The following is a 15,213-nucleotide window of genomic DNA, read 5'->3' as shown; positions in this document are numbered from 1 at the left end:
CGGCGACTTCCGCCTAGGTGAGGCGGCCATGTCCGACGTGATCCTCGAGGCGGCCGCGACCGCCATCCCCATCCAGGCCCTCACCGAGGCCGAGCTCGGCGCGGTCCTCGACGCGGCGCCGGCCTTCGTGCGCGGCTTCGCCGCCTTCTCAGAGTTCAAGGCCAAGGCCGGCCAGGTCCTGCTGGTCCCCGGCGAGGACGGCGGCCTGCACACCGTGCTGTTCGGCCTGGGCGCCGCGCCCGACGCCATGGCCTTCCGTGGTCTGCCGGCGAAGCTGCCGGGCGGGACCTACCGCATCGATCAGGCGCCGGACGGGATCGATCGCGGCCAGGCGGCGCTCGCCTTCGCGCTCGGGAGTTACCGGTTCGACCGCTACAAGGCGAAGAAGGACGAGCGGGCCCGGCTGGTCGCCGAGGGCGTCGACGTGGCCGAGGTGCGCCAGGTGGCGCATGCCTGCGCCCTGGCGCGGGACATGGTCAACACGCCCGCCAACGACATGGGCCCCCTGCAGATCGAGACCATTGCCCGGGAGATCGCCGAGCAGCATGGGGCGAACTGCACGGTGATCGAAGGCGACGGCCTGCTGGAGGCCAACTATCCCGCGGTCCATGCGGTGGGCCGCGCGGCCGTGCCCGAGCGCGCGCCGCGGATGATCGAGATCAGCTGGGGCGAAGCGGGCCGGCCGCTCGTGGCCATCGTCGGCAAGGGCGTGGTCTTCGACACCGGCGGCCTCGACATCAAGCCGTCGGCCGGCATGCGGCTGATGAAGAAGGACATGGGCGGGGCGGCGCACGCGCTGGCGCTCGGACGCATGATCATGGCCGCCAACCTGCCGGTGCGCCTGGCCGTGCTCGTGCCGGCGGTGGAGAACGCCATCTCCGGCGACGCCATGCGGCCGGGCGACGTGCTGGCGACCCGCAAGGGCCTGACGGTGGAGGTCGGCAACACCGACGCGGAGGGCCGGCTGATCCTGGCCGACGCGCTCACCCGCGCCGCCGAGCTGGAGCCGGCGCTGACCCTCGACCTGGCGACCCTCACCGGGGCGGCGCGGATTGCGCTGGGCCCGCAGCTGCCGCCGTTCTTCACCGACGACGAGGAGCTCGCCGCCCAGATCGAACGGCACGCCAGGGCCGTGGGCGATCCGCTGTGGCGCCTGCCGCTCTGGAGCCCCTACGCCGACGCGCTCGACTCCGACGTCGCCGACCTGAAGAACGATCCCGACGGCTGGGCCCAGGCGGGCTCGGTTACGGCGGCGCTGTTCCTGCAGAAGTTCGCGCCGAAGGGACCGTGGGTCCACCTCGACATCTTCGCCTGGAACCCGCGCAACCGGCCGGGCTGGCCGACCGGCGGCGAGGCCCAGGCTATCCGCGGCCTCTACGCCATGATCCGCGAGCGCTTCGCGTGAGTTTCGATCCCCGCGTCACCCTGCTCCGCGACGGCATCGCGGCGCGGGGCCTGGAGGGCCTGGTCGCGGCGGAGGTCTACCTGGACCCCCGGCCGTTGACCTGCGCGGTCCCCGCCGCCGGCATCCACCGGGCGCCGGACGCCGCCTCCGAGCAGATGGACCAGCTGCTGTTCGGCGAGACCTTCGAGGTGCTGGAGGAGGAGGGCGCCTTCGTCTTCGGGCAAGCGCGCCGCGACGGCTACGTGGGCTTCGTGGAGGCGGCGAAGCTCGCCCCCCGGGGACCCGCGCTGACCCACCGGGTCGCAGCCATCCGCACTTACGCCTTCGCCGAGCCCAGCATCAAGTCGCGGGCGTTGGGACCCTATTCGCTCAACGCCCTCGTGCGGGTCGAGGCCCGGGAGGGGCGGCTGGCGAAGGTGGCGGGCGCGGGCTGGATGACGGCCGAGCACCTGGCGCCGATCGGGGCTTTCGAGGCCGACTGGGCGGGCGTGGCGGAGCGGTTCGTGGGGGCGCCGTACCTGTGGGGCGGGCGCGAGAGCCTGGGGCTCGACTGCTCGGGCCTGGTCCAGCAGGCGCTGTTCGCCTGCGGCCTGGCCTGCCCGCGCGACGCCGACCAGCAGGAGAAGCTCGGGCGCGGGATCGCCCGCGGCGAGTTCGGGCGCGGCGACCTTGTGTTCTGGAAGGGCCACGTGGCCATCGGCGTGGATGCGGAGCGTATCGTCCACGCCAACGGCCATCACATGGCGACGGTGATCGAGCCGCTGGAGGCGGCGATCACGAGAATCTCGGGCGGGGGCTATGGGGAGCCCACCGCCTTCCGACGTCTCGTCTGACTACTGGCGGCTGCTGCCCGAAGAGGTCGGGGCGGCCGCGCTCGAGCCGCGCTGCTCGCTCGGCGCCCCCGGGGAGATCGCCCCCGCGCCCTGGCCGGCGGGGCCGCCCGAGGTGGTGGCCGGCGTCGCCGTCGAGCCGGTCGCCGTGGGTTCGCCCTCGGCCGCGGCCCCTTCGGCCGGCGCGGCGTTCGGGTCGACCTCGGCCGGGGCCGCAGCGGCGGCCGGGTTGGGCGCCGGAATCGGCAGGGTCCCGCCCTTGGTCCGCAGGTAGGCGATCATGTTGATGCGGTCCTCGGCCTTCTTGAGGCCGACGAAGGTCATCTTCGTGCCGGGGAGGTACTTCTGCGGCGCGGCGAGGAACTCAGAGAGGTGCTCGTCGTCCCAGCGCGGAACCGTGGCGACGAGGCCCTTCATGGGATCGGAGTAGGCGAAGCCGCCGTGGCCGGCCGGAGCGCGGCCGACGACGCCGAACAGGTTCGGGCCGGTGCCGTTGGCGCCGCCGGCGTCGACGGTGTGGCAGGACTTGCACTTGGCGAAGGCCGCTTCGCCCGCGGCGACGTCGGCGGTCGGCAGGACCGTGCCCCAGTCGATCGGAGCCTCGGCGGCCGCGCCGCCGGCGCCTTCTTCCGCTGCGACCTCGACCAGGTAGCCCGGCTTTTCGACTTCGTGCGGGGCGAACACGCCGTTGGAGAGTTCGCGGAGGCCGACGATGGCCAGGCCCGTCGCCAGCAGCGCGCCGGCGACCTTGTTGAAGGTGAGGTCGCTCATAGTCCCTAAGTTGGCCCTCTCCACGGCCGGCGCGCGCACCGGCGAAACGCGCGGGAATCCCGCCCCTTATTGCGCGTGGCTCTCTTACACGCTACCGCCGCTCGCGCAACCTCCACTGCTCCGCCATGAACCCCATCATCCTCATCCCCGCGCGCATGGCCGCGACCCGCCTGCCGGGGAAGCCCCTGGCGGATATCGGCGGCATGCCGATGGTCGTCCGCGTGCTGCGCCGGGCCCAGGCCGCAGGGGCTGGTCCGGTGGCCGTGGCGGCGGGCGATCCCGAGATCGTGGAGGCGGTGGAACAGGCCGGCGGCCGGGCCGTGCTGACCGACCCCGGGCTGCCGTCCGGCTCGGACCGGATCCTCGCCGCGCTGGCCGAGCTGGACCCGGCCGGCGCCCACGACGTGGTCATCAACCTGCAGGGCGACATGCCGTTCGTGGAGCCTTCGGTGGTGGCGGCCTGCGCGCGGCTGCTGGCCGACCAGCCGGCCTGCGACATCGCCACCGTGGTCGCGCCCGAGGCCTCGCCCGCGGACCGGACGAACCCGGACGTGGTCAAGGCGGTGCTGGCCATGCAGGCCGACGGCCGCACCGGCCGGGCGCTCTACTTCACCCGCTCGACCCTTTACGGCGACGGTCCGGTCTGGCGGCACATCGGAATCTACGGCTACCGGCGCGCCGCGCTGGAGGCGTTCAACGCCGCCCGGCCCTCACCACTGGAGCGGCGCGAGAAGCTGGAGCAGCTGCGCGCCATGGAGCTCGGCCTCTCCATCTGGGCGGCCGTCGCCCGCGACGCGCCGATCTCCGTCGACAGCCCCTCCGACCTGGAGCGGGCCCGCGATTTCGCGAAGGAAGCCTCATGAGCAAGGGACGCATCGCCTTCCAGGGCGAGCTGGGCGCCAACTCCCACGAGGCCTGCGCCCAGCACTTCCCGGCCTACGAGGCCGTGCCGCACGCCAGCTTCGAGGACGCCTTCGAGGCGGTGAAGTCGGGCGACTGCCAACTCGGCATGATCCCGGTGGAGAACTCCATCGCGGGCCGGGTGGCCGACGTGCACCATCTGCTGCCCAACTCCGGCCTGAAGATCATCGGCGAGCGGTTCAAGCCGATCCACTTCCAGCTGATGGCCAACCCCGGCGTGAAGCTGGAGGACGTGAAGGTCGCGATGAGCATGCCCATCGCGCTGGGCCAGTGCCGCAAGACCATCCGGCGGCTGAAGCTGAAGACCGAGGCCACCGGCGACACGGCCGGCGCCGCCAAGCTGCTCGCCGAGCGGCCCGACCCGACCAAGGCCGCGGTCTCGCCGGCCCTGGCGGCCGAGATCTACGGCCTGGAGATCCTCGCCCGGGACATCGAGGACGAGCACAACAACACCACCCGCTTCCTGGTGATGACCGCCGATCCGAACCCGCCGGCGCCGCCCTTCACCAGCCCCTGCGTGACCAGCTTCGTGTTCCGCGTCCGCAACATCCCCGCCGCGCTCTACAAGGCGCTGGGCGGCTTCGCGACCAGCGGCGTCAACATGACCAAGCTGGAGAGCTACATGGAGAACGGCGCGTTCACGGCGACCTTCTTCTACGCCGAGGTGGACGGCCGGCCCGAGGACCGCGGCGTGGCGCTCGCCTTCGACGAGCTGAAGTTCTTCTCCGAGCGGTTCGAGATCCTCGGCGTCTATCCGGCCGACCCGTTCCGCAGCCGGGGCTGACTACTCCTCCACCCAGGCCCGGATGAGCTGGTGGGCGATGGCGAGGCGGTTGGGGGCGGCGACGCCGTCGAGCCTGCCGGCCAGGAGGTCACGGGCCTGGTCGCGCGTGAACCAGCGGACCTCGGAGAGCTCGGTCTGGTCGGGGGCGCCCTCGTCGTCCTCCACCTCGGCGATCAGGCCGATCATGAGGGACGAGGGATAGGGCCAGGGCTGGCTGGAGTGGTAGCGCACCCGCACCGCGCGCAGGCCCGCCTCCTCGGCGAGCTCGCGGGCGCAGGCCTCCTCGATGCTCTCGCCCGGCTCGAGGAAGCCGGCGAGCGCGGAGAACATGCCCTTGGGCCAGGCCTCCTGGCGGCCCAGCATGCAGCGGTCGCCGTGGAACGGCAGCATGATCACCACGGGGTCCGTACGCGGGAAGTGTTCGGCCTCGCACGACGGACACTGGCGTTTCCAGCCGCCGTCCACGACCCGGGTGGACTCCCCGCAGGCGGCGCAGTGGTCGTGCCGGCGGCGCCACTCGAACATCGCCTTGGCGGTGGCCAGGATGGCGGCCTCCGGCGCCGGCACGCGCAGGGCCACGGCGCGCAGATCCTCGAAGCGGCCCAGGCCCTGCAGCGTGGACTCGGCGGGATCCGTCGAGCCGCCGAGATCGACGGCGAAGATCGCCGTCTCCTTCCACAGCCCCATGAACAGCAGCCGCTCCATGCCGCCGGCGAGCTCGGTCACCACCCGCGTGGGAAGGTAGGCGATCTGCAGGTCGCCGCCGTCTTCGCGCGGATCGCCGGCCTTCTCGACGAGGGGCTTGCCGTTCCAGAGTGCGAGGCCGAGCGCGTCGGGGCTGGCCAGCTGGGCGGCGAGCCACTCGGCGTCGCCGCGCCGGTCGCTGGCGCGGTCCAGCGGGTTGCCGGCGAAGGTGTTGAGGAAGACGTCGAGAGCCATGGCGCTTCTTCTAAGCGGTTCCCGCGCGTCGGGCTATCCGGCCCGGGATCACGCCAAGGCCGGGGGATTGCTGGACGGCTTAGTGCATTCTGTAGCGGATGGGGACCGACTTCGGGCCGCAGACGAAGCTGGCGGCGGTGCGGGTGGGCGTGCCGTCCAGCTCGACGCTTTCCAGCCGGGGCAGCAGCTCCTCCCAGAGGATGCGCATCTCCATGCGGGCGAGGTGCTGGCCGAGGCAGACGTGGGCGCCGTAGCCGAAGGCGACGTGCTTGTTGGGGCTGCGGGCGATGTCGTAGCGGAACGGGTCGGTGAAGTGCGCCTCGTCGCGGTTGCCGGACGGGTAGCAAAGCATCAGCCAGTCGCCCTTGGCGATCTTCTGGCCGGCGAGCTCAGTGTCGTCGGTGGCCGTGCGCATGAAGTGCTTCACCGGGGTCTCCCAGCGGATGGACTCTTCCACGTGGCCGGGGATCAGGGACAGGTCCGCCTTCAGCCTGGCCAACTGGTCTGGGTGCTCGCAGAGCGCCCACAGGCCGCCGGCGGTGGTGTTGGAGGTGGTGTCGTGCCCGGCGGTGGCGGCGATGATGTAGTAGCTCATCGCCTCCAGATGGCCGAGCGGCTGGCCCTCGATGGCGCCGTTGGCGATGACGCTGGCCAGATCGTTGCGCGGGTTGGCCCGGCGGTCCTCGGTCATGGCGTTGAAGTAGGTCATGAAGTCCATGACCGTGGCCTGCAGCGAGGCCAGCGCCTGGTCGGTGTCGGTGAGCGCCTGGCCCGAGCGGTTCACGTCGGGGTCGGCGCTGCCGAACAGTTCCTGGGTGAGCTTCAGCATCCGGGGCTCGTCGGCCTCGGGCACGCCCATCACCTCCATGATCACGTGCAGCGGATAGAGGAAGGCCACGTCGCGGGCGAAGTCGCAGCGCCCGCCGTGCTCCGCCATGCGGTCCACGAAGCCGCGGGCGATCTCCCGGATGCGGGCTTCGAGCCCGCGCAGGTTCTGCGGCAGGAACCAGGCCTGGGTCAGGCGCCGGTAGGCGAAGTGGTCGGGGTTGTCCATCTGGACCAGGGAGCGGACCAGGTGGGGTGAGCCGCCCATCATGGCGCGCACCTTGCGGTCGGCCTCGATGGTGGTGACCACGGTGGAGCGGTCGCCGTTGTGGAACAGCTCGTTCTGCTTCTCCACCGCCTGGATGTCGTCGAAGCGGGTGACCACCCAGAAGGGGTCGAAGCCGTCCGGCTGGGCGACGGCCAGCGGCGCCTCGGCGCGCAGGCGGGTGAAGGCCTCGTCGCTGCGGCGGCGGTCCTGGTAGGCCCGCGGGTCGACGATGGTTTCGGCCAGGTCCTTCGGGATCATCATGACGGCGCTTCCTCGATGATGCGCCCGCTGATGGGGCGCTTGCCGAACCGGATACCACTTAGTTACTATGCGACCAACAAGTAACTGGAGCGTCATGGACCAGCTCGCGTCTTCCAGGCCCGCCCGCCGAACCCAGGCCGAGCGCCGCGACGAGTCCGGCCGCAGCCTGGTGGCGGCGGCGATCGCCGTGGTGGCGCGCGACGGCGTGAGCGCCGCGACCTTCGAGGCCATCGGCCGGGAGGCGGGCTACAGCCGGGGCCTGGCCACCCAGCGGTTCGGCTCCAAGCAGCAGCTGATCGAGGCTGTGATCGAGCGGCTGCACGAGCAGCAGGAGGCCGCGCTCGTCGAACATGACATCGACGCCCGGCCGGGGCTCGAGGCGGTGCTGGCCTTCGTGGACCTGTACCTGCGGGCCCTGGCCGACGAGCACGAGGCGCGAGCCTATTTCATGCTGCTGTCGGCGGCGGTGGCCGACGCCACCGAGCTGCGCGCGGCGTTCGCGGCCGAGCACGGACGGGTGGAGCGCCGGCTCGAGGCCCTGGTGCGCCGGGGCCAGGCCGAGGGCGACATCCGCCGCGAGGTCGATCCGGCCGCCGCGGCCCTGATGATCGGCGGCCTGCTGTTCGGCCTGTCCATGCAGATCCTGGTGGACCCGGCGACCGACCTCGACCCGATCCGCGAGACCAGCCTTTCCACCCTGCGCCTCGCCTTCGGGGCGGGAGACCGCCCATGACCGAGCCGCCGTACAAGACCTGGCAGTGCCGCACCTGCGGCTACATCTTCGACGAGGCGGCCGGCGACCCGGCCGAGGGCCTGGCGCCCGGGACCCGCTGGGCGGACATCCCGGACGACTGGGTCTGTCCCATGTGCGGCACGGCCAAGGCCGATTTCGACATGGTGGAGATCTGACGGGCGTCAGTTCCGCACGCAGGCCCGCAAGGCCACGTAGGGCGCGTTCGTGCCGGCTTTGAGCCCCGCGCCGGCGTTCGTGGTCAGGGGGCGGCGTTCGATGCCGGTCTCGCTCCAGCCGGCGCACTTGCCATCGGTGCAGTTCCCACCCACGAAGGCCGTCCCGGCGGCGTGGGTGTGCGCCCCGGCCGCGCGGTTTTCCCGCGGAGCGAGCGCCTCGCCGACCACCTGTCCAGGCGCCTCAGCGCCCACTGTGGCGACCAAGTAGCGGCCCTGCCAGTTGGGCGGGATGTCCTCCCAGCCCCTCGGACACTGATTCAGCTGGAAGAAGGCGACCATCCCCTTCGGCACGCCGCCGCGGTCGGACGCGAGCGGCTGGGCTGCCGCCAGCGAAGGGGCGGTAGCGAGAAGCAACAGGATCGGGAGTGTGGGCTTCATGGCGGTCTCCGTAACTGCGTGGACGCCTGACGACGTCGACCTCGAGGGTGGCTGATCCGCGCGCGCGCCACCTGTGACGGCGATCACGGCCAGGGGGATCGCGTCTCAGAAGCCCTCCCTGCAAGCGGGATGGCTCGAAGGCGCCAAGCGAGGGTTGAGCGACGGACGAAAATACAGCCTGGGCGGAGTCGCTGAAGCGAGGATGTTCTGCGTTTGTTCTATACGAGTGCAGGAGGTTCACATGGTGGTGGTGCGTTACACGGGGCTGGTCCAGCCGAAGGCAGCGTTCGAGGAGCTGCGGCCGCTGCACGACGCCCTCATCCGGATGCAGATGTGCTACCGCCCGTTCGGGCCGGACTATCTGGTGCTCTACGCCGCCCAGCAGGCCCTGGTGGAGGCGGCCCGCCACTTCACCGGCGATCCCGACTTCTACGCCGCCCGGGCGCACTGAGGCGCGGACCATGGCGGCCCACGAAATGGAGGTGCTGGCGGTCAACACACACGCGCCGCTGGCGTCCTGGCGGGCGCATCCGGGCTCGCGGCTGCGGCTGCACTGCGCGGCCTGTTCCTGGGCGAAGACCTACGACCCGGCGCGGATCGCCGAGCGGCTGGTGGTGAAGAAGCTGGGCAGCTCGATGACCCCGATCGCGGCGGTGGCCCGCCACGTCGCCTGGCCCTGCCCGCGCTGCCGCCGGATGCGCTGGGTGACGACCCTGGTGGAGCCGGGGCGGGCGGCGCGGTGAGGGGGGCGCCGAAGGCGGCAGCCCCAGGAGGGGCTCAGGGCGGCGAGGCGCCGTGGGGAAGATGGCGCTCGATCGCCTTGGCGGCCACGCGCGACACCAGGCCGATCGCCTCCACCTCATCCGGCGTGGGGCCGCGCGGTGTCCGGTGGTAGACCGCGAACGTCCCGACGATGCGCCCGTGGTCGTTCTCGATGGGCGTCGACCAGCAGGCGCGCAGGCCGTGCTCGGCGGCAAGATCCCGGAAATCGGCCCACAACGGGCTCAGGGCGATATCGACCACATAGACCGGGTGGCCAAGGTAGGCCGCCGTGCCGCACGAGCCGACGTTGGGCCCGATCTCGACGCCGTCGATCGCCTGGTTGTAGCTGGGCGGAAGGCTGGGGCCCGCCCCGTGCAAGAGGCGCTTTCCGTCCCGGTCGACGAGCAGGATCGAGGTCAGGATGTCGCCCCCGATCTCGTCTTCCACGTCGAGCAGCAGCCGTTCCAGACGCTCGCGCAGCGCGCCGGCGGACGGGCCCGTGGCCGGCGGAAGGGGCGCCTGTCGCACGAGGCGGGCTTCCAGGCGCTCTGCGATTCTCTGTTCCACGACCATCCCTTGGATAACCCTGCACCATAAGGGCCAGGCGCCGGCGCGGCTAGGCCGATCGCGGTCCTTCCGGGACGTTCGCGGGCGCCCGCCGGAGGTGGGCGGCGCGGCGGGGACCGGGGGCGGATGACATATGGGCGTGCGCCGTCTAACAGAGCCGCTCCGAGATCAGGAGGAGTGTCGGCCCGTGCCGAAAGATCCCATCGAGGACCTCGCCCTGCGGGCCCGCCGGCTGGCGGCCGAGGTGCTCGCGCCGCGGGCGGAGCAGACGGACGCCGAGGCGATCTGGCCTTCCGACCAGCTCCGGGCGATCGCCGACGCCGGCCTGATGGGCCTGCACGTCCCCAGGCGGCTGGGCGGTCACGAGCTTGGCCTGCGGGCGCTTGCCCGGATCTCCGAGGAGCTGGCCATCGGCTGCTCCTCGTCGGCCATGTGCTACGCCATGCACTGCGTGGCCACCGCCGTGATCGCGGCCAAGGCGACGCCCTTCCAGGAGCAGCGCTACCTCGCCCCCATCGCGCAGGGCCGCCACGTGACCAGCCTGGCGCTGAGCGAGCCGGGCAGCGGGGCCCACTTCTACCAGCCGCGCACCACGTTCCGCGTGACCGGCCGCGGCTTCGCCCTGCACGGCGAGAAGAGCTTCGTCACCAACGGCGGCCAGGCCGACTCCTATGTCGTCTCGGCGGTCCTGCACGGGGATGAGATCGATCCCGGCACCTTCACCTGCCTGCTGGTGGACAGCACCGCCCCCGGCCTGGACTGGGGGCCGCCCTGGGCCGGGTTCGGCATGCGCGGGAACTCCTCGACGCGGATGTTCCTGAACGGCGCCACCCTCCCGCCCGGCAACCTGCTCGGCGCCGAGGGTGACCAGAGCTGGTACGTCTTCGAGGTCGTGGCGCCCTACTTCCTCGTGGCGATGTCGGGCGTCTACCTGGGCGTCGCGGAGGCCGCGCTGCGGACGGCGGTGGAGCACCTGCAGACCCGCGTCCACGTCCATACCGGCCAGACGCTGAGCGAACAGCCGCTGCTCGTCGAACAGGTCGCCGACCTGTGGCGCACGGTCGTCCGCGCCCGGCAGGTGGTGGCGCATGCCGCCGCGCTGTGGGACGCCGGCTCGCCGGAGGCCAACGCGGCGCTCTTCGCCGCCAAGATCGAGGTGTCGGAGGCCTGCGTCTCGGCCACGACCGCCGCCATGACGCTGCTCGGCGGCCGCGGGTATGAGGCTCACGGCAAGGCCGGACGGCTGATGCGCGACGCCCAGGCCTCCCACGTCATGTCGCCCACCAGCCACATCCTGAAGACCTGGCTCGGCCGGGCGGCCCTGGGCCTGCCGCCGCTCTAGCCGCCGGCCTATCCCCTTGCCCCCGCGGGCCTTCTCCTCCATATGCCCCAGCGGAGATCGGCGACGGGCGGAGGCCTCGCCAACCTGGTCAGGGCCGGAAGGCAGCAGCCACAACGAGATCACCTGCGGGTCGTTGTCCGGTCTCCACCTTTCCCCGCTTCACAGGGCCCCAGCCGGGGCTTTCCACTTTGCCGGGGCTTTCCACTTTGCCGGGACGGGGCGGTCCCGTTAGATGGCCGCATGGCGGACGAAGACCTGACGCTCGATTCTGACCTGCCGCCGGAGCGGGACCCGAACACGGGCGACATGTTCGGCGAGGCGCCCAAGCCGCCGCCCGCGCCGCCCGCGGAGGAGTCGGCCGCCTACACCGTCATCGCGCGCAAGTACCGGCCGAGGACGTTCGAGGACCTGTACGGCCAGGAGGCCATGGTCCGCACGCTGCGCAACGCCTTCGCCACGGGCCGGATCGCGCACGCCTTCATGTTGACCGGGGTGCGCGGGGTGGGGAAGACCACCACCGCGCGGCTGCTCGCCCGGGCGCTGAACTACGAGACCGACGAGATCCACGAGCCGACCCTCGACTTCAGGGGCGAGGGCCGCCATTGCCGCTCGATCATCGAGGGCCGGCACATGGACGTGCTGGAGCTGGACGCCGCGTCCCGCACCGGCGTGGCCGACATGCGCGAGCTGCTCGAGGGCGTGCGCTACGCCCCGGTCGAGGCGCGCTACAAGGTCTACATCATCGACGAGGTCCACATGCTGTCGACGGGGGCGTTCAACGCCCTCCTGAAGACGCTGGAGGAGCCGCCGCCGCACGCCAAGTTCATCTTCGCCACCACCGAGATCCGCAAGGTGCCGGTGACCATCCTGTCGCGGACACAGCGGTTCGACCTCAGGCGGGTGGAGCCGGAGGTGCTGCTGAAGAACCTCGAGATGATCTGCGAGAACGAGGGCGCGCGGGTCGAGCACGAGGGGCTGATGCTGATCGCCCGGGCCGCCGAGGGCAGCGTGCGCGACGGGCAGTCGATGCTGGACCAGGCCATCGTCCAGGCCGAGCCCGGCCAGACGGTCACCGCCGAGAGCATCCGCGACATGCTGGGCCTGGCCGACCGGGCGCAGACCATCGCCCTGTTCGAGCAGGTGATGCGGGGCGAGGCGGGCCCGGCGATCGAGACCTTCCGCCAGCTCTACGGCTACGGGGCCAATCCCGACCAGGTGATGCTGGACCTGCTGGACCACTGCCACGGGGCGAGCGTCGCCAAGGCGATCGGGCCGCAGGCGCTGGTGATGCCCAAGGAACAGGCCGCGCGGCTGGCCGCGGTGGGCGCCTCGATCTCGGCCGGGGTGCTGTCGCGGATGTGGCAGCTGATCCTGAAGGCCTACGAGGAGGTGCGGCGCGCCCCGGACGCGGCGGCGGCGGTGGACATGGCGATCATCCGCATGGCCTACGCCGCCGACCTGCCGGGGCCGGAGGAGGCGCTGAAGAAGCTGCAGGCCGGCGAGCCGGTGGGCGGCGGCGCGGGCCCCTCCGGCGGCGGGGGCGGCGGCGGCGCGTCCCACGGCGGCGGCGGTGGCGCGAGCGCGGTGGCGCGCCGGCCCATGCCGCAGGCCGCGGCGGCGGAGCCGGCGGCGACCCTGCAGAGCTTCGAGGACGTGCTGGCGCTGATCGACAGGCGCCGCGACGTGGCCCTGAAGCTGGACGTGGAGCGCTACGTCCGTCCGATCAGCTTCCGGCCCGGGGCCATCGAGTACGAACCCGCGCCCGGGGCGCCGGCCAACCTCGCCCAGCGGCTGGTCGGACGGCTGAAGGAATGGACCGGCGAGCGCTGGCTGATCGTCGCCCAGGGCGGCGGCGGGGCCGAGAGCCTCTGGGAGAAGCAGAAGCGCGAGGAGCGCGAGGTCCGCGCCCAGATCGAACAGGATCCCTTCGTGCGGTCCGTGCTGGAGACCTTCCCGGGCGCCGAGATCGTCTCCATCCGCAACCAGCCCCAGCCGGAGGCGGCCGCCGCGCCGCCGCCGGAAGACGAAAGTGACGAGGAGTAGCCGCCGATGAAAGACCTGAACGCCCTGATGAAGCAGGCGCAGCAGATGCAGCAGAAGCTGGCGGACGCGCAGGCCAGGCTGGCGGAGCTGTCGGTGGAAGGCACCTCCGGCGGCGGCATGGTCAAGGTGACGCTGAAGGGCTCGGGCGAGCTGGCCCGCGTGGACCTGGACGAGAGCCTGATGCAGCCGGGCGAGGGCGAGGTGGTCTCCGACCTGATCGTCGCCGCCCACGCCGACGCCAAGCGCAAGCTGGACGCCCAGCAGGCCGATATGATGCGCGAGGCCGCGGGCCCGCTGGCCGGCATGGGCCTGCCGGGCATGCCGAAGTTCTGATGACCGGACTCCTGGGGGCGCTGGCGGCGGCGTGGTTCGCCGCCTCGGCCGCGGGCGAGCCGTCGGTCGTGCCGCTGGACGTGGGCGCGCCGGCGCGGGCGACGGCCGTCCGCTCGGGCGAGCGGCTGCACATCCTCTACGAGCTGCGGCTGACCAATTTCGCGCCGCGGCCGGTGACGCTGGAGGGGCTGGAGGCCCTGGATCCGGCCGGCCGCAGCCTGGCCGCTTTCGACGCCGCGGCCCTGACGGGGATGGTCGCCCACCGCGGCCCCTCGCCCGCCGAAGGCGCCGAGCTTGTCGTGCCGCCCGGCGGCTTCGTGGTGGTGTTCCTGGACGTGCAGACCTCGGCGGGCCGGGCGCCGTCGAAGCTCGTCCACCGCATCCGGGTGCGCGGCGCCTCGCCCGACGCCCCCGCCAGCCGCACGATGGTGGAGGCGGGCGCGGTGGCGGTGGCGGGCGCGCCGCTGCGCCTGGGCCCGCCGCTGAAGGGCGCCGGCTGGCTGGCGGCCAACGCCCTCTCCAATGAGTCCGACCACCGGCGAACCTTGGCGGTGGTGGACGGCCACGCGCGGATCTCCCAGCGCTACGCCATCGACTTCGTGCAGCTGGACGCCCGGGGGCGGCCATTCCGGGGCGATCCGGCGCGAAACGAGTCCTGGACCGGCTATGGCGCGGACGTGCTGGCGGTGGCGGACGGGACGGTGGCGGCGGTGCGCGACGACCTGCCGGACAACGTCCCGGGCGCGGCGCCGGCCGTGCCGGTCAGTCTCGCCACCATCGGCGGCAACCATGTGGTGCTGGACGTGGGCGGCGGGGCGCGGGTGTTCTACGGCCACCTGCGGCCCGGCGGCGTGAAGGTGCGGCCGGGGCAGAAGGTGCGCCGGGGCGAGGTCCTGGGAAGCCTCGGCAACTCCGGGCAGTCGGACGCGCCGCACCTGCACATCCATGTCTCGGACGGAACGACGGCGCTCGGCGGCGAGGGCCTGGCCTACGCGTTCGACGGCATGTCGGTGCGCGGCTACGTACCCTCGCTGGCGGTGCTGGAACGGCCCGAGGGCTGGACCGGCGCGGCGGCGGCCCGGCCCCGGCCGGCGTCCGGCGAGTTGCCGGGCGCCAACGCGGTCGTCGACTTCGCGCCGTGAGGGGGAACTGACTTGGCCTCGTCCGCGGGACCCGAGATCGAGCGGCTGATCGGCCTGCTCGCCAAGCTGCCGGGGCTCGGGCCCCGATCGGCCCGGCGCGCGGCGCTGGCGCTGCTCAAGCGGCGCGAGCAGCTGCTGAACCCGCTGGCCGACGCCTTGGCCGAGGCATCCCAGCGGGTGCGGACCTGCTCGGTCTGCGGCAGCCTCGACACCCAGGACCCCTGCGCGATCTGCGCCGACCCGCAGCGCGACGCCTCGCTGATCTGCGTGGTGGAGGAGGTGGGCGCGCTGTGGGCCATGGAGCGGGCGGCGGCCTTCCGCGGCCGCTACCACGTGCTGGGCGGCCTGCTTTCGGCGCTGGACGGGGTTGGGCCGGACGCCCTGCGCGTGGGGCCGCTGGTCGCCCGGGCGGCCGAGGGCGGGGTGCGCGAGGTGATCCTGGCCCTGCCGGCCACGGTCGACGGCCAGACCACCGCCCACTACCTGGCCGACCGGCTGGCCGGGGCCGACGTCAGCGTGACCATGCTGGCCCGCGGCGTGCCGGTTGGCGGCGACCTCGATTGGCTCGACGACGGCACCATCGCCCAGGCCATGCGGGCCCGGCGGCCGGCGTAGGCCGTTCCTCCCGGTCGTCTTCGCGTCAGGGGAGGAAGGCTGGCCCCGACTCACCGTC

Annotated in this window: 18 protein-coding genes and 1 other RNA gene; 14 read left to right on the top strand and 5 right to left on the bottom strand. The window is 72.6% G+C overall.

What is annotated here, in order from left to right:
- The first annotated feature begins 28 nt into the window (after window positions 1–28).
- Complete coding sequence (locus V7Z97_RS01850; RefSeq protein WP_334161037.1) at window positions 29–1,405, top strand: leucyl aminopeptidase family protein; 1,377 nt, start codon at window positions 29–31, stop codon at window positions 1,403–1,405.
- Complete coding sequence (locus V7Z97_RS01845; RefSeq protein WP_334161036.1) at window positions 1,402–2,238, top strand: C40 family peptidase; 837 nt, start codon at window positions 1,402–1,404, stop codon at window positions 2,236–2,238. The genes V7Z97_RS01850 and V7Z97_RS01845 overlap by 4 nt, the downstream gene beginning before the upstream one ends.
- On the opposite strand, the gene V7Z97_RS01840 is transcribed toward V7Z97_RS01845, so the two are convergent.
- A complete protein-coding gene (locus V7Z97_RS01840) occupies window positions 2,239–3,006 on the bottom strand; it encodes a c-type cytochrome (RefSeq protein ID WP_334161035.1) in 768 nt (255 codons plus the stop codon).
- A 125-nt stretch (window positions 3,007–3,131) separates the two neighbouring features.
- On the opposite strand from V7Z97_RS01840, the gene V7Z97_RS01835 reads away from it, so the two are divergent.
- Together V7Z97_RS01835 and V7Z97_RS01830 are read left to right on the top strand one after the other, a co-directional pair.
- Window positions 3,132–3,869, top strand: a complete 738-nt coding sequence (locus V7Z97_RS01835; RefSeq protein WP_334161034.1) for a 3-deoxy-manno-octulosonate cytidylyltransferase — start codon at window positions 3,132–3,134, stop codon at window positions 3,867–3,869.
- A complete protein-coding gene (locus tag V7Z97_RS01830; RefSeq protein WP_334161032.1) occupies window positions 3,866–4,711 on the top strand; it encodes a prephenate dehydratase in 846 nt (281 codons plus the stop codon). The genes V7Z97_RS01835 and V7Z97_RS01830 overlap by 4 nt, the downstream gene beginning before the upstream one ends.
- Here V7Z97_RS01830 and nudC read toward each other — a convergent pair whose 3' ends face one another.
- Both nudC and V7Z97_RS01820 read right to left on the bottom strand, forming a co-directional pair.
- Complete coding sequence (gene nudC / locus V7Z97_RS01825) at window positions 4,712–5,650, bottom strand: NAD(+) diphosphatase (protein ID WP_334161031.1); 939 nt, start codon at window positions 5,648–5,650, stop codon at window positions 4,712–4,714.
- Window positions 5,651–5,729: 79 nt separating this feature from the next.
- Window positions 5,730–7,004 carry a cytochrome P450 gene (locus V7Z97_RS01820; protein ID WP_334161030.1) on the bottom strand — a complete coding sequence of 425 codons (1,275 nt, stop codon included), beginning with the start codon at window positions 7,002–7,004 and terminating at the stop codon, window positions 5,730–5,732.
- Window positions 7,005–7,098: 94 nt separating this feature from the next.
- On the opposite strand from V7Z97_RS01820, the gene V7Z97_RS01815 reads away from it, so the two are divergent.
- Together V7Z97_RS01815 and V7Z97_RS01810 are read left to right on the top strand one after the other, a co-directional pair.
- On the top strand, window positions 7,099–7,737 hold the full coding sequence (locus V7Z97_RS01815) for a TetR/AcrR family transcriptional regulator (protein WP_334161029.1): 639 nt from the start codon (window positions 7,099–7,101) through the stop codon (window positions 7,735–7,737).
- Window positions 7,734–7,913 (top strand): rubredoxin, encoded by a 180-nt coding sequence (locus V7Z97_RS01810; protein WP_334161028.1) that lies wholly within the window; start codon window positions 7,734–7,736, stop codon window positions 7,911–7,913. Before V7Z97_RS01815 ends, V7Z97_RS01810 begins: the two co-directional genes overlap by 4 nt.
- A 6-nt stretch (window positions 7,914–7,919) precedes the next feature.
- Here the strand turns inward: V7Z97_RS01810 and V7Z97_RS01805 are convergent, their stop codons facing one another.
- A complete protein-coding gene (locus V7Z97_RS01805) occupies window positions 7,920–8,351 on the bottom strand; it encodes a hypothetical protein (protein ID WP_334161027.1) in 432 nt (143 codons plus the stop codon).
- A 241-nt stretch (window positions 8,352–8,592) separates the two neighbouring features.
- Here V7Z97_RS01805 and V7Z97_RS01800 point away from each other — a divergent pair, with 241 nt between their 5' ends.
- A complete protein-coding gene (locus V7Z97_RS01800; protein ID WP_334161026.1) occupies window positions 8,593–8,802 on the top strand; it encodes a hypothetical protein in 210 nt (69 codons plus the stop codon).
- Window positions 8,803–8,812: 10 nt separating this feature from the next.
- The gene (locus V7Z97_RS01795) at window positions 8,813–9,094 is read left to right on the top strand and encodes a hypothetical protein (protein WP_334161025.1); all 282 of its coding nucleotides are present in this window, start codon (window positions 8,813–8,815) and stop codon (window positions 9,092–9,094) included.
- A 34-nt stretch (window positions 9,095–9,128) separates the two neighbouring features.
- Here the strand turns inward: V7Z97_RS01795 and V7Z97_RS01790 are convergent, their stop codons facing one another.
- On the bottom strand, window positions 9,129–9,641 hold the full coding sequence (locus V7Z97_RS01790) for a GAF domain-containing protein (RefSeq protein ID WP_334161024.1): 513 nt from the start codon (window positions 9,639–9,641) through the stop codon (window positions 9,129–9,131).
- Between the two features lie 226 nt (window positions 9,642–9,867).
- Here V7Z97_RS01790 and V7Z97_RS01785 point away from each other — a divergent pair, with 226 nt between their 5' ends.
- The 6 genes from V7Z97_RS01785 to recR all read left to right on the top strand — a co-directional run bounded on the left by V7Z97_RS01785 (window position 9,868) and on the right by recR (window position 15,155).
- Window positions 9,868–11,022, top strand: coding sequence for an acyl-CoA dehydrogenase family protein (locus V7Z97_RS01785; protein WP_334161023.1), 1,155 nt, complete (start codon window positions 9,868–9,870; stop codon window positions 11,020–11,022).
- Between the two features lie 51 nt (window positions 11,023–11,073).
- Window positions 11,074–11,172: signal recognition particle sRNA small type (gene ffs / locus V7Z97_RS01780), an RNA gene on the top strand.
- Between the two features lie 90 nt (window positions 11,173–11,262).
- Entirely contained in the window at window positions 11,263–13,065 is a 1,803-nt protein-coding gene (locus V7Z97_RS01775; RefSeq protein WP_334161021.1) for a DNA polymerase III subunit gamma/tau, read from the top strand.
- A 6-nt stretch (window positions 13,066–13,071) separates the two neighbouring features.
- Window positions 13,072–13,398 (top strand): YbaB/EbfC family nucleoid-associated protein, encoded by a 327-nt coding sequence (locus V7Z97_RS01770; RefSeq protein ID WP_334161019.1) that lies wholly within the window; start codon window positions 13,072–13,074, stop codon window positions 13,396–13,398.
- Window positions 13,398–14,540: a M23 family metallopeptidase gene (locus V7Z97_RS01765; RefSeq protein WP_334161017.1), complete on the top strand. Its 1,143-nt coding sequence runs from the start codon at window positions 13,398–13,400 to the stop codon at window positions 14,538–14,540. The genes V7Z97_RS01770 and V7Z97_RS01765 overlap by 1 nt, the downstream gene beginning before the upstream one ends.
- A gap of 12 nt (window positions 14,541–14,552) precedes the next feature.
- Window positions 14,553–15,155 carry a recombination mediator RecR gene (gene recR, locus V7Z97_RS01760; protein ID WP_334161016.1) on the top strand — a complete coding sequence of 201 codons (603 nt, stop codon included), beginning with the start codon at window positions 14,553–14,555 and terminating at the stop codon, window positions 15,153–15,155.
- Window positions 15,156–15,213: the final 58 nt, after the last annotated feature.

The organism is Phenylobacterium sp. (assembly GCF_036821595.1).
In the GTDB taxonomy this organism is placed as follows: domain Bacteria; phylum Pseudomonadota; class Alphaproteobacteria; order Caulobacterales; family Caulobacteraceae; genus Phenylobacterium.
Note: the sequence above shows the minus strand (reverse complement) of the source record. Positions and strands in the feature narration are given on the sequence as shown.

Excerpts from the sequence above, each read along its gene's own strand:
- V7Z97_RS01800 (WP_334161026.1), top strand. The coding sequence starts at position 8,593 with ATGGTGGTGGTGCGTTACACGGGGCTGGTCCAGCCGAAGGCAGCGTTC.
- V7Z97_RS01770 (WP_334161019.1), top strand. The coding sequence starts at position 13,072 with ATGAAAGACCTGAACGCCCTGATGAAGCAGGCGCAGCAGATGCAGCAG.
- V7Z97_RS01840 (WP_334161035.1), bottom strand. The coding sequence starts at position 3,006 with ATGAGCGACCTCACCTTCAACAAGGTCGCCGGCGCGCTGCTGGCGACG.
- V7Z97_RS01850 (WP_334161037.1), top strand. The coding sequence starts at position 29 with ATGTCCGACGTGATCCTCGAGGCGGCCGCGACCGCCATCCCCATCCAG.
- V7Z97_RS01835 (WP_334161034.1), top strand. The coding sequence starts at position 3,132 with ATGAACCCCATCATCCTCATCCCCGCGCGCATGGCCGCGACCCGCCTG.
- V7Z97_RS01810 (WP_334161028.1), top strand. The coding sequence starts at position 7,734 with ATGACCGAGCCGCCGTACAAGACCTGGCAGTGCCGCACCTGCGGCTAC.
- V7Z97_RS01765 (WP_334161017.1), top strand. The coding sequence starts at position 13,398 with ATGACCGGACTCCTGGGGGCGCTGGCGGCGGCGTGGTTCGCCGCCTCG.
- V7Z97_RS01775 (WP_334161021.1), top strand. The coding sequence starts at position 11,263 with ATGGCGGACGAAGACCTGACGCTCGATTCTGACCTGCCGCCGGAGCGG.
- V7Z97_RS01830 (WP_334161032.1), top strand. The coding sequence starts at position 3,866 with ATGAGCAAGGGACGCATCGCCTTCCAGGGCGAGCTGGGCGCCAACTCC.
- V7Z97_RS01795 (WP_334161025.1), top strand. The coding sequence starts at position 8,813 with ATGGCGGCCCACGAAATGGAGGTGCTGGCGGTCAACACACACGCGCCG.
- V7Z97_RS01815 (WP_334161029.1), top strand. The coding sequence starts at position 7,099 with ATGGACCAGCTCGCGTCTTCCAGGCCCGCCCGCCGAACCCAGGCCGAG.
- V7Z97_RS01805 (WP_334161027.1), bottom strand. The coding sequence starts at position 8,351 with ATGAAGCCCACACTCCCGATCCTGTTGCTTCTCGCTACCGCCCCTTCG.
- V7Z97_RS01820 (WP_334161030.1), bottom strand. The coding sequence starts at position 7,004 with ATGATGATCCCGAAGGACCTGGCCGAAACCATCGTCGACCCGCGGGCC.
- nudC (WP_334161031.1), bottom strand. The coding sequence starts at position 5,650 with ATGGCTCTCGACGTCTTCCTCAACACCTTCGCCGGCAACCCGCTGGAC.